This is a genomic window from Agrobacterium sp. RAC06, assembly GCF_001713475.1.
Lineage (GTDB): Bacteria > Pseudomonadota > Alphaproteobacteria > Rhizobiales > Rhizobiaceae > Allorhizobium.
The window spans coordinates 1,546,416-1,566,375 of record NZ_CP016499.1 but is presented as its reverse complement, the minus strand read 5'-3'; the positions used below and the strand labels follow the sequence as shown (position 1 = coordinate 1,566,375).

At 62.1% G+C, this 19,960-nt stretch carries 22 protein-coding genes; 10 read left to right on the top strand and 12 right to left on the bottom strand.

What is annotated here, in order from left to right; genetic code table 11:
• The first annotated feature begins 127 nt into the window (after positions 1-127).
• A complete protein-coding gene (locus BSY240_RS07655; protein WP_054150961.1) occupies positions 128-559 on the top strand; it encodes an RrF2 family transcriptional regulator in 432 nt (143 codons plus the stop codon).
• A gap of 91 nt (positions 560-650) precedes the next feature.
• Here the strand turns inward: BSY240_RS07655 and BSY240_RS07650 are convergent, their stop codons facing one another.
• The 4 genes from BSY240_RS07650 to BSY240_RS07635 all read right to left on the bottom strand — a co-directional run bounded on the left by BSY240_RS07650 (position 651) and on the right by BSY240_RS07635 (position 1,952).
• Complete coding sequence (locus tag BSY240_RS07650) at positions 651-899, bottom strand: hypothetical protein (RefSeq protein ID WP_069041905.1); 249 nt, start codon at positions 897-899, stop codon at positions 651-653.
• Between the two features lie 98 nt (positions 900-997).
• Positions 998-1,246, bottom strand: coding sequence for a hypothetical protein (locus tag BSY240_RS07645; protein ID WP_069041904.1), 249 nt, complete (start codon positions 1,244-1,246; stop codon positions 998-1,000).
• A gap of 114 nt (positions 1,247-1,360) precedes the next feature.
• Positions 1,361-1,609 (bottom strand): hypothetical protein, encoded by a 249-nt coding sequence (locus BSY240_RS07640; protein WP_069041172.1) that lies wholly within the window; start codon positions 1,607-1,609, stop codon positions 1,361-1,363.
• Between the two features lie 103 nt (positions 1,610-1,712).
• Complete coding sequence (locus BSY240_RS07635; RefSeq protein WP_054151765.1) at positions 1,713-1,952, bottom strand: hypothetical protein; 240 nt, start codon at positions 1,950-1,952, stop codon at positions 1,713-1,715.
• Positions 1,953-2,566: 614 nt separating this feature from the next.
• Between BSY240_RS07635 and BSY240_RS07625 the strand changes: the two genes are divergently transcribed.
• A complete protein-coding gene (locus tag BSY240_RS07625) occupies positions 2,567-2,941 on the top strand; it encodes a DUF6152 family protein (protein ID WP_069041902.1) in 375 nt (124 codons plus the stop codon).
• Between the two features lie 4 nt (positions 2,942-2,945).
• Positions 2,946-3,416, top strand: a complete 471-nt coding sequence (locus BSY240_RS07620) for a DUF6644 family protein (RefSeq protein WP_069041901.1) — start codon at positions 2,946-2,948, stop codon at positions 3,414-3,416.
• A gap of 13 nt (positions 3,417-3,429) precedes the next feature.
• Here BSY240_RS07620 and BSY240_RS07615 read toward each other — a convergent pair whose 3' ends face one another.
• A complete protein-coding gene (locus BSY240_RS07615) occupies positions 3,430-4,080 on the bottom strand; it encodes a DUF2161 domain-containing phosphodiesterase (RefSeq protein WP_069043883.1) in 651 nt (216 codons plus the stop codon).
• 254 nt (positions 4,081-4,334) lie between these two features.
• On the opposite strand from BSY240_RS07615, the gene BSY240_RS07610 reads away from it, so the two are divergent.
• Positions 4,335-4,616, top strand: coding sequence for an Ada metal-binding domain-containing protein (locus BSY240_RS07610; RefSeq protein ID WP_069041900.1), 282 nt, complete (start codon positions 4,335-4,337; stop codon positions 4,614-4,616).
• On the opposite strand, the gene BSY240_RS07605 is transcribed toward BSY240_RS07610, so the two are convergent.
• From BSY240_RS07605 to BSY240_RS07595, 3 genes are all read right to left on the bottom strand, one after another.
• A complete protein-coding gene (locus BSY240_RS07605) occupies positions 4,594-5,904 on the bottom strand; it encodes a TRAP transporter large permease (RefSeq protein WP_069041899.1) in 1,311 nt (436 codons plus the stop codon). The genes BSY240_RS07610 and BSY240_RS07605 overlap by 23 nt on opposite strands.
• A complete protein-coding gene (locus tag BSY240_RS07600) occupies positions 5,904-6,443 on the bottom strand; it encodes a TRAP transporter small permease (RefSeq protein ID WP_069041898.1) in 540 nt (179 codons plus the stop codon). The genes BSY240_RS07605 and BSY240_RS07600 overlap by 1 nt, the downstream gene beginning before the upstream one ends.
• Before the next feature lie 72 nt (positions 6,444-6,515).
• Positions 6,516-7,550 carry a TRAP transporter substrate-binding protein gene (locus BSY240_RS07595; protein WP_069041897.1) on the bottom strand — a complete coding sequence of 345 codons (1,035 nt, stop codon included), beginning with the start codon at positions 7,548-7,550 and terminating at the stop codon, positions 6,516-6,518.
• 372 nt (positions 7,551-7,922) lie between these two features.
• Between BSY240_RS07595 and BSY240_RS07590 the strand changes: the two genes are divergently transcribed.
• The 3 genes from BSY240_RS07590 to BSY240_RS07580 all read left to right on the top strand — a co-directional run bounded on the left by BSY240_RS07590 (position 7,923) and on the right by BSY240_RS07580 (position 12,014).
• The gene (locus BSY240_RS07590) at positions 7,923-9,065 is read left to right on the top strand and encodes an alpha/beta hydrolase (RefSeq protein ID WP_069041896.1); all 1,143 of its coding nucleotides are present in this window, start codon (positions 7,923-7,925) and stop codon (positions 9,063-9,065) included.
• 208 nt (positions 9,066-9,273) lie between these two features.
• The gene (locus tag BSY240_RS07585; protein ID WP_069041895.1) at positions 9,274-10,593 is read left to right on the top strand and encodes a phosphatidylglycerol lysyltransferase domain-containing protein; all 1,320 of its coding nucleotides are present in this window, start codon (positions 9,274-9,276) and stop codon (positions 10,591-10,593) included.
• Positions 10,590-12,014, top strand: coding sequence for a virulence factor family protein (locus tag BSY240_RS07580; protein ID WP_236759332.1), 1,425 nt, complete (start codon positions 10,590-10,592; stop codon positions 12,012-12,014). The genes BSY240_RS07585 and BSY240_RS07580 overlap by 4 nt, the downstream gene beginning before the upstream one ends.
• Positions 12,015-12,073: 59 nt before the next feature.
• Here BSY240_RS07580 and BSY240_RS24115 read toward each other — a convergent pair whose 3' ends face one another.
• The 4 genes from BSY240_RS24115 to betI all read right to left on the bottom strand — a co-directional run bounded on the left by BSY240_RS24115 (position 12,074) and on the right by betI (position 16,133).
• The gene (locus tag BSY240_RS24115; protein ID WP_156322977.1) at positions 12,074-12,229 is read right to left on the bottom strand and encodes a hypothetical protein; all 156 of its coding nucleotides are present in this window, start codon (positions 12,227-12,229) and stop codon (positions 12,074-12,076) included.
• Between the two features lie 10 nt (positions 12,230-12,239).
• Positions 12,240-13,892 carry a choline dehydrogenase gene (betA, locus tag BSY240_RS07575; protein ID WP_069041894.1) on the bottom strand — a complete coding sequence of 551 codons (1,653 nt, stop codon included), beginning with the start codon at positions 13,890-13,892 and terminating at the stop codon, positions 12,240-12,242.
• Between the two features lie 75 nt (positions 13,893-13,967).
• The gene (betB, locus tag BSY240_RS07570; RefSeq protein WP_069041893.1) at positions 13,968-15,431 is read right to left on the bottom strand and encodes a betaine-aldehyde dehydrogenase; all 1,464 of its coding nucleotides are present in this window, start codon (positions 15,429-15,431) and stop codon (positions 13,968-13,970) included.
• Positions 15,432-15,482: 51 nt separating this feature from the next.
• Positions 15,483-16,133: a transcriptional regulator BetI gene (gene betI / locus BSY240_RS07565; RefSeq protein WP_069041892.1), complete on the bottom strand. Its 651-nt coding sequence runs from the start codon at positions 16,131-16,133 to the stop codon at positions 15,483-15,485.
• Positions 16,134-16,480: 347 nt separating this feature from the next.
• Here betI and BSY240_RS07560 point away from each other — a divergent pair, with 347 nt between their 5' ends.
• From BSY240_RS07560 to BSY240_RS07550, 3 genes are all read left to right on the top strand, one after another.
• The gene (locus BSY240_RS07560; protein WP_150127429.1) at positions 16,481-18,280 is read left to right on the top strand and encodes a bifunctional diguanylate cyclase/phosphodiesterase; all 1,800 of its coding nucleotides are present in this window, start codon (positions 16,481-16,483) and stop codon (positions 18,278-18,280) included.
• A 72-nt stretch (positions 18,281-18,352) separates the two neighbouring features.
• Positions 18,353-18,781 (top strand): hypothetical protein, encoded by a 429-nt coding sequence (locus tag BSY240_RS07555; protein ID WP_236759331.1) that lies wholly within the window; start codon positions 18,353-18,355, stop codon positions 18,779-18,781.
• Positions 18,782-18,936: 155 nt separating this feature from the next.
• Positions 18,937-19,938, top strand: coding sequence for an NAD(P)H-quinone oxidoreductase (locus BSY240_RS07550; RefSeq protein WP_069041890.1), 1,002 nt, complete (start codon positions 18,937-18,939; stop codon positions 19,936-19,938).
• The last annotated feature ends 22 nt before the right edge of the window (positions 19,939-19,960 follow it).

Sequence of the window (19,960 nt, the reverse complement as noted above, 5' to 3'; positions counted from 1 at the left end):
TCTCTTGCGCGCCGATATCGCGGCAATTCGTGCCGCAGGGCTCAAATGATCCATGGAATGCCATGGCAAATTACGCTATGGCCGGACCCATGTTTGTGGCACCGGTTCTGGCAGACTTTGACGCTCGATGATCACACAGAAAGCCAAATATGCGCTGAGGGCGCTCACGCTTCTCGCCCGCGCCGAGCCGGGCGAGCCGATCCAGATCCCTGATATTGCCGACAAACAAAAGATCCCGAAGAAATTCCTCGAGCAGATCATGCTCGACCTGAAACGCGGCGGCATGGTCGAAAGCCGGCGTGGTAAGCAGGGCGGCTATCTCCTGCTGCGCCCGGCCAACGACATCACCTATGGCGAAGTGCTGCGCCTGATCGATGGTCCGGTGGCACCTCTGCCCTGCCTGTCACTGACAGCCTATCGCCGCTGCGAGGATTGCGACGGCGAAAACGATTGCGAGATCCGCCGCGTCTTCGCGCGTGTCGCCGATGAAACCCGGGCCGTGCTGCTCTCGACGAGCCTTGCAGATGCCGCAGGCGAGGTCAGCGAACCTCCCCACTAACCGGAACTGCCGAAGGCCCTTCACGCCATCCCTATAAACGCAAAAAAAGGCCCCGGGACTGATGCCCCGAGGCCCACCACGCACCCTGGAATCAGGAAGCGTTGGAAACTGTGCGGGTGACGAGGGTCACCGTCTGGTCGGCATTGACCTTATAGACTTCGTTCACGTCACGACCACTGCCGTCTGAGAAGGTGTGGAAGAAGGTCGAACCAACAGGTGCCTTTTCCAGCTGAACATTGGCGTTGTCATAGGTGATCGAGCCCGGGATCGGCTGGACGGAGGCGAAAGCGGAGGTGCCGGCAGCGAGGGCGATGAGGGCTGCAGAGATGATGGTCTTCATGGTTATATTCCTTTGTGCGTTGGGTTGGCGGCGGCTCAGTGCCAGAGGGGAGGGGCCGAGCCTGCCGCCGAAGGGTTTTGCGTCCTGGGAGACGCTGATTACGAAGCGTTGGAGATCTGGCGGTTAACGAGGGTCACCGACTTGTCGGCATTGACCTTGTAGACTTCGCTGACGTCATGGCCGCTGCCGTCAGTGAAGTTGTGGAAGAAGGTCGAACCGGCCGGGGCCTTTTCCAGCTGAACATTGGCATTGTCATAAGTGATCGAGCCCGGGATCGGCTGGACGGAGGCGAAAGCGGAGGTGCCGGCAGCGAGGGCGATGAGGGCTGCAGAGATGATGGTCTTCATGGTCGTATTCCTTGTGTAGCGTTTTGTGGGCGGCGGCTCGGGGCGGTGGAGAGGGTCGAGCCTGCCGCTGGAGGTCTTCACGTCTTGGGAGGCGTGTTGGGTTGAACGCTTCGATTACGAAGCGTTGGAGATCTGACGATCGACCAGGGTTACCGTCTGGTCGGCGTTGACCTTGTAGACTTCGCGAACGTCGCGGCCGTCGCCGTTGGAGAAGGTGTGGAACAAGGTCGAACCAACAGGTGCCTTCTCGAGCTGAACATTGGCGTTGTCATAGGTGATCGAGCCCGGGATCGGCTGGACGGAAGCGAAAGCGGCCGAGCCGGCTGCGAGGGTGATGAGGGCGGCAGAGATGATGGTCTTCATGGTGATAGTTCCTTATCTTGAATTGAGCTTAGCCTCAGGCGTTCAGCTCTAGATTGTATTGATGGGTAGCATCTACCCGTGATGGGGATCGTCTTGCGTGCCGTCAGTCGTTCGCCATGGAACGGGAGACGATGGAGACGGTCCGGTCTGCATTCACCTTGTAGATCTCATGGACTTCCGTGCCGTTGAGATGGAAGGTGTGGAAGAAGTTCGAACCGGCGGGTGCCTGTTCGAGCCTTGGCTGCGCACCGCCATAGGTGATTGAGCCTGGGACTGGCTCGATCGCGAAAGCGGCCGAAGCGGCTGCGATGGTGGTCAGGAGTGCTGCTGCGATGGTCTTCATAGTGTGTAAGCCTTTAGAGCCTTGCTTTATCGAACTGCTCGGTTCGATGAGATGTATTTGGCGTATGGCGCTGGAGAAATCAATACCCCTTTGCGCACAATCGAACTGATTGGTTCGGTGAGAGTACCCGGTATCACGGAGGATACTTGAAGGGTGAGGTGAGGAAAAACAGCGGGTTAGGCTGCAAATGCACTGTCATTTAACTATGGCATACAACGATTATTTTTTGTCATCATCACCCTTTTGTGACAGCCTGGTGGGGTGAAAGGGGAGGAAAATCTCTCGAGAGCACGTCTACCGCCCCTCGCGCCCCGACCTCGTCGCCGAGGCTCCGGCCCCCACCTGCCCAAGCTTGATCTCGTCACCATCGACGATCCGCTCTTCGGCGACTGGGCCAAGGCGCAAGCACAGCATTTCGGCGAAGGCGGTGTCTTCGATCAGATCTACCGCCTCTGACGGCCGTCTCCTCCCAAGGGTCAGGAAGGCGGTTCCGAAAGGGCCGCCTTTTGTCCTCGGCCTAAACCTCACCCGTCGATCAAGCAAAGGTGACGTCGAAATGCCGGTCGGGCGCATTACTCTCTCTTAAACGTTGTGTCCCAACCCGGAGAACGATCATGAACCGCGCACTCTCCCTCGCGGGCCTGGCCGGCGCCGCACTCTTTGCCGGCTCCGCCATGGCCCATCACGGCTGGTCATGGGCCGAGGCCGACCAGATCGACCTGACCGGCACGATCACCGCGATCTCCTTTGCCCCGCCGCATCCGACGCTCGAACTGGAGACGGCAGAAGGCCCCTGGCGCATCGAACTCGGCAATCCGAACCTGACCCAGCGTTCCGGCTTTGTCGAGGGTGTCGCTACGGTCGGCGATGCGATCACCGTGCGCGGCAACCGCTCGCTCGATCCGGATGAAAAGCGCCTGAAGGCCGTGCGCGTCATCGTCGAGGGCAAGAACTACGACATCTATCCCAGTCGCATCGTGACAAACTGACGGCATGGAGTGGCTGGCAATCCTCGGCGAGTCGCTGGTCGCGCAAGCGCTCATCCGGTCGCCGGTGCTCTACATCGTTGCCAATGCAGCACACATCCTGTCGCTCGCCATGCTGATCGGGGCGAGCGTGATCCTCGATCTGCGTCTGCTCGGCCGGTTCAAGAGCCTGCCGCTCGCCGAGAGCGCCGAACTGTTCTCCCGCATCGCAGCCGTGGCGCTCGGCTGCGCGGTGCTGACGGGGTCCCTTCTCTTTTCCGTGCGTCCGGTCGAATATGCCGGCAATACCGCCTTTCTGATCAAGCTCCTGCTCGTCGGGCTCGGAACCGCGAATGCCGTCTCCGTTCATCTCTCCCGGGACTGGGCCGAGATGATCGTGGCAGAGGAGGCGTCGCTTCTGCTGAAACTCGGCGCTGTCTTCTCTTTGGCAATCTGGCTGTCGGCCGTCCTCGCCGGTCGCTGGATCGGCTTTCTCTAGGGCAGGCGTGTGGTCACGGCTTCTGCCACCGCTCCAGCGCCTCTTGTCCCGCAGGCGTCAAGCCATAGACGCCGCGCTCGACCCGTTCGAACCAGCCATAGACATTCGCCTGCAGGATCTTGCCCGCTTCGGGAACGCTCGCCCTGATGTCACGCACCTTCAGCGGACTTGCGGCAAGTGCCGCCGCGCAGGCGAGCGCCTGCTGGCGATAGGCGGTCATTTGCGGTGTGCGTGTGCTGCCGCCGATGACTGGATCGCCCTTTCGCTTCTGGTGTTCGCGCATCAGCCGCGAACGCCGCTTCGGATTGGTCCGCGGCATCGGCGTGACCGAAGCGACGATGACATTGACCGTGCCATTGTCGGCAACGCCGAGCATGCCGATCCCGAGCCGGCGGCAAAGATCGCGGTAGCGTCTGTCGCTCTCGCGTCCCTTGCCCTTGGCCGAGACGCGCCCCGCGATCCACACCTCGTCTGCGACGGATGCCCGGTCGACTGCCTGCAGGATGAGTTCGAGATTGAAGCTGAGCTTCAGCTCGCAGACGACCACCACGGGCGGGTCCTCGTCGCTGAGGCCCACGATATCGCAGCCGCCGATCTCGCCCTTCACGGTATAGCCGGCCTGTTCGAGAAAGACTTTGACCGGCAGATAGAGCGAGGTTTCCATGGGGCTCGGGATCAGGTTGCGCAAGAGCTGACACATAGAGCACGTCCAGCAAAAGTGCGTTAGCGGTTTTGCGTCCGGACTGCGTAAAAACAAATAGATAGAGCATCTCGGGTGATCTCGTATCACCGGAGATGCTCTAGCCTGCTTTGTCGGTGAGCGTCATCAGGAAATCTCCGGCGAGGCACAGGAAACGGGTGGCCCTTCCGGTCTTCTCCCGCGATCCTTGGATCCGGTAGCCGAGAGGACGCCCCCGCATGAACCCCGATTTGACCGAAGATGATACCCGCTGGCAGGCGGTCCGCACCCGTGATGCCGCGATGGACGGCCATTTCGTCTATGGCGTGCTTTCGACCGGGATTTTCTGCCGACCGTCTTGCCCCTCGCGTCCGGCGCGACCGGAAAATGTCACCTTCTACGAAACGAGGGAAGCCGCCCGTGAAGGCGGCTTCCGTGCCTGTTTGCGCTGCCGTTCGGATAAGCCTGAAACCTGGGCCGAGCCGGTTGACCGCCGTCTCACACCAGGAAGATCGAGATGATCGGAAAGGCCGTCAGAAGCACGATGCGGAAGATATCAGCCCCGACGAATGGCACGATCCCCTTGTAGGTCTCGCGGATCGGCACGTCGCGCGACATCGCCGAGATGATGAAAAGATTTAAGCCCACCGGTGGCGTGATCATGCCGATCTCGGCCACCATCAGCACCAGGATGCCGAACCAGATGGCGAAGTGCTCCGGGCTCATGCCGAAATCCATCGCCGTCACGATCGGGAAGAAGATCGGGATGGTGAGCACGATCATGGAGAGCGAATCCATGATGCAGCCGAAGATGATGTAGAGCAGGAGAATGATGATCAGTACCGTCATCGGCGCAAAGCCCTGCGCCGTCACCCATTCCGCGCCGACCTGCGGCAGGCGGGAGAAGGCGAGGAAGGAGTTGAACACCGAGGCGCCGAGAATGATGAAGAAGATCATGCCGGTGGAAACCGCCGTCTCCTTGAAGCAGGCGATCAGCGACGTGCGGTCGAGCCCGCCATTGGCAAAGGCGACCAGGCCGGCACCAACGGCACCCACGGCGGCGGCCTGTGTCGGCGTAAACCAGCCGAGATAGATGCCGCCGACGACGGCAAAGAAGATTGCGACGACCGGCCAGACGGCAATCAGTGCCGGGACGCGGTCCTTCCACGGAATGCGCGGCGCCTGGCCCGCACTTTCCGGCTTCAGTCGGACATAGATGGCGATGACGACCAGATAGGAGATCGCGGCGATGATCCCCGGCACGAAGGCGGCGAGGAAGAGCTTGGCGATGTTCTGCTCGGCGAGGATTGCATAGATGACCAGCACCACGGACGGCGGGATGAGAATGCCGAGCGTGCCGCCGGCGGCCAGCGTCGCGGTTGCAAGCCCGCCTGCATAGCCGTTGCGCTTCAGTTCCGGAAGCGCCACCTGCGCCATGGTCGCAGCGGTCGCGAGCGACGAGCCGCAGATCGAGCCGAAGCCGGCAGACGCACCGATCGCCGCCATGGCAACCCCGCCCTTGCGATGGCCGACAAAGGCCGCAGCCGCGTTGAACAGGGCCTGGCTCATGCCACCGCGGGCCGCGAACTGACCCATCAGCAGGAAGAGCGGGATGATCGACAGCGAATAATTCGCGTTCGTGTTCCAGGCCAGAACCTTCATCTGCGCCATGATCGGCGTCCAGCGGTCGAGCACCAGATAGGTGCCGACGACGCCGGTCGCCAGCATGGCGGCGCCGATCGGCACGCGCAGGAAAATCAGCAGAATGAGGACGGGGAAAGACCAGAGGCCGATTTCAATGCTGCTCATCAGTGCGCTCCCATCGCAGCGACGATCGTCTTGCCGCGGCGGATGTCGCGGATATCGGCAGCGATCACATACAGGCAGACGAGGAGATTGGCGATAAGAAGGGCGAGCGCGATGGCAAAGCCCCACCAGACAGGCAGAAGAAGCAGCGGCGTGGTTTCGCCATTGCCGAACTTGTCCATGGTGCCGATAGCATGGCGCCAGGTAACGAGCCCGATCAGCGCGGCGATGATGATGTCGCCGATGAGCTGGGTCCAGTTCATCGCCTTCGGTCCGAAGGCGGAAATCAGGATGTCGACGCCCACATGGCCACGCTTCAACTGGCAAAAGGGCAGGAAGGCAAAGACTGCGAGACCGCAGAGCGCTTCGACCAGTTCGATTTCACCGGGCAGGGGGCGGATGGCGACAGAGCCGAAGATCGACGCGACGGTCAGCGCACAGGCAACCACGAGACAGAGGCCGCCGAACAGAACGAGGGCGGAGGCCAGGCTATGGCAAGCCCGCTCCAGTCGTTCGAAGCTGGTGGAAACGGCAGTCGCCATCAGAAAGTCCTTTGAAAGTCCGTGCAAAGGGTCCGGGCGCCTTCCGACAAGCGCCCGGACAAGGCGGGGAGGTTATTGGGTATTCGCCTGGATAAGCGAAAGGGCGTCGTTGTAGAGCATCGTGCCATCGAGACCCTTGCCGTCCATTTCGGCGATCCACGCCTTGGTCACTGCCTCGCCCGCAGCTTTCCAGCGTGCAGTCTCGGTCTCGTCCAGGTTGATGATCTTGTTGCCGCTCTTCTCGGCAATTTCCTTGCCGCGGATGTCGCCTGCGTCCATGGCCTGGCCGAAGAGGCGGGCGAGTTCCTTGCCGGAATTGTCGTCGATCACCTTCTTCAGGTCGTCCGGCATCGCGTCATAGCTGTCCTTGTTCATCGCGAACACGAAGGTACCGGTGTAAAGTCCGTTCGGACCGGAGAAGCCGGTATGGTTCGGCGCGAGCTCGGCGATCTTGATTGCGGGGGTCACTTCCCACGGAACGACCGAACCGTCGATGACGCTCTTCGACAGGCTTTCCGGAACAGCCGTGACTGGCATGCCGATGGCAGACGCGCCCATGGCTTCGAGCATCTGGTTGATCACCTTCGAGGTGCCGCGCAGCTTCAGCCCCTGCATGTCCTCGAGCTTTTCGACCGGCTTGGAGGCGATGGTGTGGATGAGGCCCGGACCATGGGTATGGACCGCCAGCACGTGATAGTCGGTCAGCTCGTCCTTGAGGTGCTTCTCATAATACTCCTGGAAGGCGACCGAGGTGGCCTCCGCTGTTGTCACCATGAAGGGAAGCTCAAACGCTTCCGACTTCGGGAAACGGCCGGGCGTGTAGCCGAACAGCGTCCAGGTCAGATCGACCACGCCGTCCTTGACCTGATCCACCAGGTCAGCCGGCTTGCCGCCCAGCTGCATGGCCGGGTAGAGCTCGACGGCGATGCGGCCGCCGGAATCAGCCTGAATCTTTTCCGCCCAGGGCTGCAGTACCTTGGCAGGGATCGTCGCCTGTGGCGGCAACATCTGGTGAAGCTTGAGGGTAACGTCTGCGGCGAAGCTGGCGGACGCCATCATCGACAATGCGGCACCGGACAATCCGGCGATAAGAAACTGGCGCAACATGATTTCCTCCCATGTCTTGTTGATCTGGAAAAATCGACCGGCTCGAGGCAACAGAGCAATCAGAAAACACGACGAAAGTCATGTAAAGATCGCGTCGCCCGGTTCCTCACTCCCATCCGGCAAACTCTTCCTTGTAAGTTATGATTACAGATGGGATGCGGGCACGCAAATAATTATGTGGCCGGAAATCATAACCAGATTAGTATGCATGGCGCGGTGCAAAGCCGCGCGTCGCGGCCCCGTGCCGCGATCGCGACGACGGGCCGGCTGCCGGGCCTTGGCTCCATCCTCGTCTCCGGTTATAGCTCGCCGCTCCGGCCCGGTCATGACGACACGAGGCGGGCGATTGTCGATCTGCAAGGATGATCCCGGATGCGTCTTCTTTCCTTCGGCCCCTATCGTCGGTCGCGCGCGGCCTTCGTGGCACTCTGCCTGCTTTCGGCAACGGGCTTGGCCTCCTGTGCCGGTCGACCGGGCCCTGAGACGCTGGGGACGGTAGCGCTCGGTGACTACAAGCCTACGCGGGTCGAAACGCTCTATACGGTGACGACACGCGATCGCGCGGAACCCGGCGAGAACGTCTTCACGACGACCAAGACCCGGGAGCCCAATTATGCGAGCTTCGCCGTTTCCATCCCGCCAAATCACAAGCCGGCCAATATCGAATGGCCGAAGCCCGGCCGAAAGGTCGATCCAAGGACCGACTTCGCGGTCGTTTCGCAGTCCGTGCTGGATCGCCCAGGCCTCCTGCAGGCGATCCGCGCCCGCGAGGCCGCCACGCCGGTCGTCTTTGTGCATGGCTACAACTACAATTTCCAGGAAGCATTGTTCCGTCTGGCGCAGCTGAAGACGGACAGCAATTTCGACGGCACACCGGTCCTGTTCTCCTGGCCTTCGCTTGCCGCTCTGCCGGCCTATGTCGCCGACAAGGAAGCCGCCACCTATTCCCGCGATGCGCTTGCCGACCTGCTGACCGACATGGTGCGGGCGCGCAAGGGTGCGGTCGATGTCTTTGCCCATTCGATGGGCGGCTGGCTGACGGTCGAGGCGCTGCGCCAGTTGAGACTGCAGGGCAAGTGTGACGTCCTCGATCGGCTGAGGGTCATCATGGCTGCACCCGACATTGATGGAGACGTCTTCACGGCCCAGCTCGATGTCATCGGTCGCATGCGCATTCCGATCACCATCCTCGTCTCGCCGGACGACCGGGCGCTACAAGTCTCGAGCATTCTCGGCGCCGGTACCCAGCGTGTCGGAGCACTGGATGCGCGCAATCCGGAAGTGGCAGAGGCGGCCAAGCGTTATGGCGTGACAATCATCGATATCTCGTCACTCGAGTCGATCGACGCCACCAATCACAACCGCTTCTTCGACGTGAAGCAACTGGCTGCGACCTTGGGCAAACCGACCTCGAGTGCAACGCTCGGAGATGCCGGTGCCTTCGTGCTGGATGCCGCCGCCCAGACCGTCTCCAGTCCCTTCTCGCTGGCCGCCAGGGTTCTGCGTCAGCAATGACGGTGCACTGAGCGCAGCTATCTGAGACATAAGACACGACTTGCAAGTCAGCCTTGCGTTTCGTCAGGTTGACGATGGACGAAATTCGGTGTCTTGCGCAATTTATGCGTTGGTTTACCGACTCGTTTACCCCTGGGTGTCACAAGCTTCGGTCCATGCATGCGCGCTAATAAGCGTTCGATCCCCCCTTCGTTACTTGGTTCCAATCATGGCCTCTTCATTGTCCGATGCCGAAGCGCCTGCGCCTGCTCAAGCCGCACGTCATGCCAAGCCCCTATCTTTCGTCGTTCTTTCCCTGATCCCGAAGCTTGTCTTGCGGGCGCCCCGCAGCGGCGCCGTGTTTGGCGCGCTTGTCATGCTGGCGCTGCTCGGTCCGATCCTGGCTGAAGAGAACCTGCTGAAATTCGGCTGGGGCCTCGTGCTCGCCCGCCACGGCATCGACGTGACCGAGGGTACGCTCGGGCTCTCCATGGTGCTCGGCGTCATCGCCTCGCGCGGCCTCGTCCGCAATCCGCGCCGCCGGCGTGAACCGAAGGATGTCGAAGACGATCTCGCCCGCGCCGTCTCCCTGCTGCCGGCCCAGGCGAATGCCAGCGCCGGTCTCGTGCGTCTCGGCGACAAGCGTGTCCTGTTCTCTGATTGCGGCCAGGGCTTCATCATGTATGCACGCCGGGGGCGCTCACTCGTCGCCCTCTTCGATCCCGTCGCGCCGAAGCATCTCTGGGCGCCGCTGGTCGAAAAGTTCATCGCCGAAGCACGCCGCAGTCGAAGCCGCCCGGTCTTCTACCAGGTCTCCCCCGACTTCCTGCCGATCGTCGTCGAAATGCGGCTGCAGGCGTTGAAACTCGGCGAGCAGGCGGTCGTCGATCTCTCCCGCTTCACGCTCGCCGGCGGCGACTGGCTGAAGCTGCGCCGGTCGATCAACCGCGCCGAACGCGACGGTTTGCGCTTTGAGATGCTGGCTGCTGACGCCGTGCCGCCAGTTCTCGATGAGCTGCAGACCGTCTCCGACAGCTGGCTCTCTGCCCACCAGGCTGCCGAGAAGGGCTTCTCGCTCGGCACCTTCGATCGCGCCTATATCGCCTCCGGCCCCGTTGCACTCATCCGCCTCGACGGGCGCATCGTTGCCTTCGCCAGCCTGATGACCGCATCGTCAAGCGGCGACGCCTTCATCGACCTGATGCGCCATGTTCCCGGTGTCCATCGCGGCATGATGGACCTCCTCTTCGTCAAGATCATGGAAACCCTGAAGGCAGAGGGCTTCGCCACGCTGAACCTCGGCATGGCGCCGCTGGCCGGTCTGTCAGGCAATCGTCGCGCCCCCGTCTGGAACCACGTTGCCCGCCAGATCTTCGAACACGGCGAGCGCTTCTACAATTTCCGTGGCGTGCGCGCCTTCAAGGAGAAGTTCGATCCGGACTGGCAGGCCCGTTATCTCGTCGTGACCGGCCAGGGCCTGCCCGTCCTGTCACTGCTCGACGTCACCCTGCTCATCGGTGGCGGCCTCAAGGGCCTGACGCGCAGGTGACCGCTGTCGACATCAGCGGTATGCGGCACAGGCAACTGCCGCACAGGCTGCGGGCGATGCTCCTCATGGCCTGCCTCGCCGTATCGGTGCAGGTTTCCGCCGCTCCTGCCGCCGCCAGCGGTGACGGCATCGTCAGTCTGCCACAGGACCGCATCTCGGTGCCCGATGATGGCAGCATGACCGGTGTCGTGATCATCGTCTCTGATGTGAATGGTTGGGACGCTGTCGAGCAGGCGGCGCTGGAAACGGCTGTTTTGGGCGGCGCGATCGGCGTTGGCGTCGACCTCAATGTCTGGCGCGCTGCACTGTCGCGCGAGACCGAGCGCGACTGTCTTTTCCTCCCAGCCGACATCGAGCGCCTGACCCGCCAATTGCACCGCAGCCATACTGCTGTGTTCTATCGCCCACCACGATTGCTGGGCTTTGGCGAAGGGGGCGCACTGGTGCTCGCCATGGCGGCCCAGACACCCAATGGCAGTTTCGCCGAAACCATTGGCGAGACGGTGGCAGTCGATCCGACCGAGGCCGTGTCCCTTCCAAAACCACTCTGCACGTCCGCCCCACGCCGCGACACACAGCATGGCACCGCCTATGGTCTGACAGCCGGGAAACTGCCGAATCCCGTCCGTATCGCCTTTTCGCCAGCGGCGCAGGCAAGCGCGCGGCAGCATGCGGCATCGCTCAAGGCGAGCCATCCGGACGTGGTGATCGGTGAGGGGGAGGGCGGTCCCGCCCGCATGCTCTCCGCCGAAGCCTCGACCCTCGTCGCCCGCCTTGCACCCGCTGACGCCGCACTCGACCTGCCGCTGGTGGAGGACATCGTTGCGCCAGATCACGACACCGTCGCGATCTTCTATTCGGGTGATGGCGGCTGGCGCGAGATCGACCAGCGCATCTCTGCACGCCTCAACGCAAACGGCGTGCCCGTCATCGGCGTCGATGCACTTCGCTATTTCTGGAGCGAAAAAACGCCCGAGGAGACCGCGGCTGACCTGGCCCGGATCATCGCCCACTACCGCAACCGGCTGGGTGTCTCCAGGGTCGTGCTGATCGGCTATTCCTTCGGCGCCAACATCCTGCCGCGTGTCTACGGCCTGTTGCCCGAGCCCGACCGAAACTCCGTCACGCTGCTCTCGCTGCTGGCGCTCTCGCTTCAGGCCGATTTCGAAATCGCAGTTTCCGGCTGGCTCGGCGCCGCCGGTCAAGGCAGGCACGGCGATCCCGTCGATCACCTCGAGACAGTCGAGACCGCCAAGATCCAATGCGTCTACGGGCTGGAAGAGCAGGACACCGCCTGCCCGGCACTTGAGGGGCGCGTCACGGATGGCCTCGAACTCATCGCCCGCCCCGGCGGCCATCACTTCGACGAGAATTACGAGCTCGTGGCGGACCGCATCCTGAGGCGGGTCATGGCACATTGAGTTGGCGGGGGCGGTTGTGACTGCTCCGTTCCCATGTCGTCTGAAGAGAGGCCGGACCTTTAGTCGACCAGCACCGCAGTGGCCTCGTTCGGATAGATCTCGACATCCGGATTGCCGATCAGCGTGTTGTCATCCATGATCAGCTTTTCCCCGACGCCTGCCGGAGCCGTGACAATCAGCTGCGGCGTGCCGCTGAGATCATCGATAATTCTCAAGCCGTCCGAGCTACCGGTCGCTGGTCTCCCAGCGCGGGTTGACCCATGGCTCCTGATTGCTTCGGGGCAGGGGCTGCTTGCCAAGGATGTGATCGGCCGCCTTCTCGCCCGTCATGATCGAGGGACCATTCAGGTTGCCATAGGTCAGCCGCGGAAAGATCGACGAGTCCACGACACGCAGGCCATCGACACCGATGACGCGGCATTCCGGATCGACCACGGCCGTCGGATCGTCCTTCGCGCCCATCTTCGACGTGCCGCAGGGGTGATAGGCGCTCTCCAGATGCTCGCGCAGGAAGGCATCGATCTGCTCGTCGCTCTGCACGCTCTCACCCGGCTGGATTTCCGGTCCGCGGAAGGGGTCGAAAGCCTTCTGCCCGAAGATTTCGCGCGTGAGCCGCACGCAATGGCGGAACTTGATCCAGTCTTCCTCGTGGCTCATGTAATTGAACTTGATGACCGGATCGGCCATCGGATCGGACGAGCGCAAGGTGACGGCGCCGCGCGACTTCGAGTGGTTGTAGCCGACATGCACCTGGAAGCCATGGCTTCTCGCTGCCGCCTTGCCGTCATAGGAGATCGCGACGGGCAGGAAGTGGAACTGGATGTCAGGCTGCTTGACGCCGGCTGCCGAGCGCACGAAGGCGCAGGATTCGAACTGGTTGGAGCTGCCAAGCCCGGTGCCCGAGAACAGCCATTGCGCCCCTGCAACCCCCTGCCAGAACCAGGGCAGCCATGAATAGAGCGAGACGGGTTTGGTGGCGACCTGCTGGAAGTAGAATTCCATGTGGTCCATGAGGTTGGCGCCAACGCCGGGCCGGTCGAGCTTCACCTCGATGCCCATCTCCTTCAGATGATAAGCCGGGCCGATGCCTGACAGCATCAGGAGCTTCGGCGAGTTGAAGGTTGAAGCGGAAACGATGACCTCCCGATTGGCCTTCACCACCTCGATTTTGCCATTGCGCTCGATTTCGACGCCAGTGGCCCGGCCATTTTCGATGACGATCTTGCGGGCAAAGCAGCGCACCAACTCGACATTGCCCCGCTTCATCGCCGGTTTGAGATAGGCATTGGCGGCAGACCAGCGGCGCGAGCGCCAGATGGTCTGTTCCATCAGGCCGAAGCCCTCCTGCTTCTCGCCGTTATAGTCTTCCGTCGTCTCGAAGCCTGCCTCGCGTCCCGCCTCGACGAAAGCGCGCACCAGCGGGTTCTTCGCGGGGCCACGCTGGACATGCAGCGGCCCGTCGGTGCCGCGCCAGCCTTCCTGGCCGCCATGCGAGTTCTCCATGCGTTTGAAGTAGGGCAACACGTCCGCATAGCCCCAGCCCTTGGCGCCACTCTCCTCCCAGCCGTCGAAATCCTCGGCCGATCCGCGCACATAGACCATGCCGTTGATCGAAGAGGAGCCGCCGATCACCTTGCCGCGCGGCGCTGTGATGCGCCGATTGTTGAGGTTCGGCTCGGGCTCGGAGAGGTAGCCCCAGTTGTAGCGCTTCATGCTCATCGGCCAGGCAAGTGCCGCCGGCATCTGGATGAACGGCCCGATATCCGATCCCCCATATTCGAGCACCATGACGCTGTTCTTGCCGTCCTCGGAGAGGCGGTAGGCCAGCGCCGAACCGGCAGAGCCGGAACCGATGATGATGAAGTCTGCTTGGTTCATTGCTGTAAAATCCCAGCCTCTAGAATATGGTGATGTCCCGGGACCTCCCCCGGAGGGAAGGTGTTGCTGGTCATCTCAATACGGCGCCTCGCACTTGCCCATGCCGACATAAACCGTCTTCAGCTCGGAATAATGCTCCAGTGCCGCTGCCGAGTTTTCGCGGCCAAAGCCCGACTGCTTGGACCCGCCGAAGGGGATCTCGACCGGGCAGAGATTGTAGGTGTTGATCCACAGCGTGCCCGCCTCCAGCTGATCCACCACCCGGTGCGCACGCGAGAAATCCGCCGTGAACACGCCCGCCGACAGGCCGAATTCGGTGGCGTTGGCGCGCGAGATCACCTCTGCCTCGTCCTCGAAATCCAGCACGCACATCACGGGCCCGAAGATCTCCTCGCGGGCGATGGTCATGTCGTCGGTGACATCGGCAAACACCGTCGGCTGGATGTAGAAGCCTTCGCCGGTCACGCTGTTCGGAATGCCGCCGCCGGTCACGAGCGTCGCCCCTTCTGCCTTGCCCTTGTCGATATAGGACAGGACCTTCTCGCGCTGAGCGAGCGACACCATCGGCCCCATCTGGGTTGCCTCGTCCTGCGGATCACCGATCAGGATCGCCTCGGTGCGGGCCTTGAGGCGCGCAAGAAACGTCTCCTTGATCGCCTTGTGCACGAAGACGCGTGTGCCGTTCGAGCAGACCTGGCCGGTCGAATAGAAATTGCCGAGCATGGCGCCTGAGATCGCGCTGTCGATATCGGCATCGTCGAAGACGACGATTGGCGATTTGCCGCCGAGTTCCATCGTCACGTGCTTCAGCTGCGACGCAGCCGCGCCTGCCACCTTGCGCCCCGTCGGCACGGAGCCCGTCAGCGACACCTTGGCGACGTCAGGATGCGAAACGAGCAGCGGCCCGGTCTCGCGGTCCCCCTGGATGACATTGTAGACGCCCTTCGGCGCGCCGGCCTCGATCAGGATCTCGGCAATCTTCAAGGCGCCGAGCGGCGTGACTTCCGACGGCTTGAACACGATTGCATTGCCGGCGGCAAGCGCAGGCGCCCCCTTCCAGCAGGCGATCTGCTGCGGATAGTTCCAGGCACCGATGCCGACGACGACGCCGAGCGGCACGCGCTTGGTATAGGCCCAGTCGCCGCCGAGCGGGATCTGGCTGCCATTCATCGCACTCGCGATGATGCCGCCGAAGAATTCGAAACTGTCGGCGCCCGAAGTCGGATCGGCGACGATGGTCTCCTGGATCGGCTTTCCGGTGTCGAGCGTTTCGAGCTCGGACAGCTCGCGATTGCGCTCACGCATGATCTCGGCCGCCTTCTTGAGCACGCGGCCCCGTGCGGTCGGGCTCCAGGACGCCCATTCCTTCTGCGCCCGCTTGGCCGATGCAATCGCCTTTTCGATGATCGCAGGCGTTGCCGCATGCAGTCTTGCGATCACCTCGCCGGTGGCGGGATAGATGCTCTCGATGACGGTGCCATCGGTATCCTCGACATACTCGCCGTCGATGAAGTGGGAGGCTTGCGGTTGGGCTTTCATGTCCTGTCTCCAGACGGGTGTTCGAATGTTCTTGTTGTCGGGCGATGCCCCTCATCCGCCCTTTGGGCACCCTCTCCCCGCTTGCGGGGAGAGGGTAGGGTGAGGGGCAATTGTTTCGGCGGTCAAGGCTTGCAGCTGCCCCGTCACATAATCCTCGACCAATGCGACAGAGGCATCAATCGAAAGCGGCGCTGCCTTCAGAGACTGGCGGATATAGAGCCCGTCGATCATGGCGGCTGCGCCATCCGCAATCCTGCCCGCGTCTTCAGCGCCACAAAGCGGCCCCAAGCCCGACATCAGGTTCGAATGCAGTCGCCGCGCATAGAGCGCGAGCAGCCGACGCACCTCTTCCGAGCGCTGCGCCTCCGAATAGAAGGCAAGCCAGGCGGCGACCACCTGTGGGTCGAACTGGTCGGCATTGAAGGAGATGCGGATCACCGCCGAGACCCGTTCCCGCGGCATCTGCGCCCGGCCGAGCGCGCCGACTGCATCCGCCCGCAATTGCCGCAGCAGCGAGCGGATGGTCTCGATCAGCAAGCGGTCCTTCGAGCCGAAATAGTGATGCGCTAGCGCCGGAGAAACACCCGCCTCGCGCGCGATCTCCGACATGGTGACCGTGAGCGAGCCGTGATGGCCGATCGTCTTCAACGCGGCATCGACAAGGGCCTTGCGACGCACTGGCTCCATTCCGACCTTGGGCATCCGGTTTCTCCTATCCCGCCCATGATAATTTTGATTGACTGATCAATCAATAAAAAATCTACGGCAGCGCGATTCCTGGCCGTGGAGATCAGCCGTTAACGGTAAAGCGAGACCGGAAAGCCGGTCGGTGATCCAGCGATCTGGCTGCTTGCCGACCCGGAACCCAACGCTGGACGGCCTGCGTTTCATGGCCTTTCGCGTCATGATCCAGGCAGGTGAGGGCCCGTTCCAGCAGTTGTCGTGTCGAGAAACTTTCATCCCACTGTCACACAACGGAAAGCTTTTATTGACGATTGTTCAGCCACATTTCCGCCCATAAAAACAAATGCATACTGGGAGTATCGCGGATGGGTGCGGGGGTCGCGGAAGATTTGGGGGCGCTCAGGCGTTTTGCCAGTGACCAGCTCGTCACACTGGCCAAGCTCGTCGTGGAAAACGCCTTCCAGCCGATCGTCGAGGTCGGCACAGGTGCTGTCTTCGGCCATGAAAGCCTGATGCGCGGCCAGGACCGGATCGGCTTCGAAAGCCCGCTCGATCTGCTCGATCAGGCGGCCTCGACCGGCCAGCTTTTAGCCCTCGAACAGATGGTCGCAAGTCGGGCGCTTGCCAAGTTCGCGACCCTGCCGGATTGCGCCGGCGCCACACTCTTTCTCAATCTCGACGTCCGCCTGATCCCTGAAGGCAATGCGCTCGTCGATACGTTGCTCGACCAGCTGCGCAAGGCCCATGTGCCGCCGTCCTCCGTCTGCTTCGAGCTTTCCGAGCGCTTCGACAACACGCGCGTTCCGGAATTCGCGGCCCTCGTCGAGCGCCTGCGCCGATCCGGCTTCAAGCTCGCCATCGATGATTTCGGCGTCGGCCATGGCGAGATGAAGCTGCTCTGCGACTTTCCAGTCGACTATGTGAAGATCGACCGTCACTTCATCGCCGGCCTCGACAGCAATCCGCGCAAGCGCCATCTGGTCAAGAACATCGTCAACTTCTGCCACGTGCTCGGCGTCCGTGTCATCGCCGAAGGCATCGAGACCGAGGGCGAGTTCCTCGCCTGCCGCGAATTCGGCGTCGATCTCGTCCAGGGCTGGTATATCGCCCGCCCCAGCACCATCGTCTCGGAACTGAAAAGCGCCTTTCCCCATCTCCAGGATGTCGGCAAGGCCCGCCGCGCCACCCAGTCGCTCGACGAGATCCTGATCCGCAAGCAGATCGAGACGCTGCCGACCGTCTTCGAGCACGAGAACATCGACCACGTCTTCGATCTCTTCCGCCGCAATCCCGGCCAGTCCTTCTTCCCGGTGTTGAACGCCAATGGCGAGCCGCGCGGCATCATCAACGAGCGGCATCTGAAGGAATACATCTATCAGCCCTTCGGCCGCGACCTTTTGAAGAACAAGCTCTATGAGCGCTCGATCTCGCACTTCGTCGACCGCGCCCCGATCGTCGGCCTGGATGCCGATGCCGAGCGGTTGATGACGATGTTTGCCAATATGGAGGGCTCGGACTGCGTCATCCTGACGGAAAACATGCGCTATGCCGGCGTTGTCTCCGCCGCCTCGCTGATCCGCATCATGAGCGAGAAGCAGCTGAAGACCGCCCAGGATCAGAACCCGCTGACGAGCCTGCCCGGCAACCGCGCCATCCGCGATTTCATGCGTTCCGCAGCACTGGATGGCGATGGCGCCCGCTTCTTCTGCTACTGCGATTTCGACCACTTCAAGCCGTTCAACGACCATTACGGCTTCCACCAGGGCGACCACGCCATCTCGCTTTTCGCAGCCCTCCTGCGCCGCTATTTCTTCTCCGAAGGCGATTTCCTCGGCCATGTCGGCGGCGATGATTTCTTCATCGGCGTCACCGACTGGTCCCGCGAGGAGCTGACCGAAATCCTCGACCGCCTGCTGTCGGATTTCCACGACGACGTCATCGACCTCTATTCCGAAGCCGATCGCCAAACTGGACACATCAAGGGCCTCGACCGCCAGGGCCTGGAACGCGATTTCCCCCTGATGCGCTGCTCGATCGGCGTGCTGGAACTCCCCGCCGGTCTCGTCATCGACGATGTCAGCCGCATCAGCGGCGAGATCGCGGATTTGAAGAAGCAGGCGAAGGAGAATGAGGGTGGGCTTTCCTTCGGATTGATTGACGTCTGATAGGGCTCGACGGCGCAATCCTCCCATGGATCGATGGCGCCACCTGCGGCACGACTTGAATGCCCGCTTGAGATGCGCAAGATTGCGCCGCACTTTAAACGGGATTCTCTTATGAAAAAATCGATAACCTTTATCGGCTGCCTGATCCTGCTGGCGGGCTGTCAGACAGACGTGCCGCAATCCGTTGCCGAATCGCAGGTTCCGCCCCCGTCGTCTGTCCGCAATCAGGTCGTGCAAATCGTAAGGGATAACGGTGGCAAGATCGGCGATTTCGTCAGACCTGAAATTTCAAGCGTCGTGTTGCTTGATCCGCAGACCGAGACTTATGCCTTTTGCGTCCGTGCCTGGCACGCGGAACGCCAGCGTCAGCCTGACGTGATCGGTATATCGATGCGGGACAACAAGATCCTCGGCTCGACGCTTCATGATTATCGCTGCCGCGACAAGCGTCTACGCTATTATCCCTATCCGGAGCTCATCGCAGTCCGTGGCTCGGAATGAGGTTTCCACGGGTCTGACGGCAAGGGGCCGTGCAGGCGGACGCCGGCGAAACTGATACCCGATACCATTTGTCACGTCGGACAAAGGGCCTCCTTTTCATCGCATTTCAGAGGCTCTATGCCTCACCTTGAGCAATTGATCCGAGGAACCCGCCCATGTCTCTGCCCGCCACCATGCGCCATGTCGACCTGCCCACCCATGGGGGTCCGGAGGTCATGCGCCTCGTCGAGGGGCCGCTGCCGAGCCCGAGGCCCGGCGAAGTGCTGGTCAGGGTCGAGGCGGCGGGCGTCAACCGGCCGGATGTCGCCCAGCGCCAGGGCGCCTATCCGCCACCGAAGGATGCAAGCCCCATTCTCGGCCTGGAGATCGCAGGCGAGATCGTCGGTCTCGGTGCCGGCGTCACCGATTTCCAGCTCGGCGACCGGATCTGTGCGCTGGCGAATGGCGGCGGTTACGCCGAATACTGTGCCGTGCCGGCAAGTCAGGCCATGCCGTTTCCGAAGGGTTATGATGCCGTGAAGGCGGCAGCACTGCCGGAAACCTTCTTCACCGTCTGGGCCAATCTCTTCCAGATGGCCGGGCTGACCGAAGGCGAGACCGTCCTCATCCATGGCGGATCCTCAGGCATCGGCACGACGGCCATCCAGCTCGCAAAGTCCTTCGGCGCAACCGTCTACACCACCGCCGGCTCGGCGGAAAAATGTGCCGCCTGCATGGATCTCGGTGCCGCAAGGGCGATCAATTACAAGGCCGAGGATTTCGTCGAGATCGTCAAGGAAGAGACCCAAGGCAAGGGCGTTGATGTCGTGCTCGACATGATCGGTGCTGCCTATTTCGACCGCAATCTCCAGGTCCTCGCCAAGGACGGCTGTCTCTCGATCATCGCCTTCCTCGGCGGCTCGACCGTCGAAAAGGCGAGCCTTGCCCCGATCATGACCAAGCGCCTCACGGTCACCGGCTCGACCATGCGCCCGCGCAGCCCGGAAGAAAAACGCGCCATTCGCGATGATCTGATGACGGAAGTCTGGCCCCGCCTGGAAAGCGGCGAACTCGGCCCGGTCATCCATACGGTCCTTCCCTTCGAGCAAGTCGTCGAGGCGCACCGGCTGATGGAAAGCTCAGAACATATCGGCAAGATCGTGCTGAAGCTGGGGTGAGGCGAGCGCCGCTTGAGAGAGG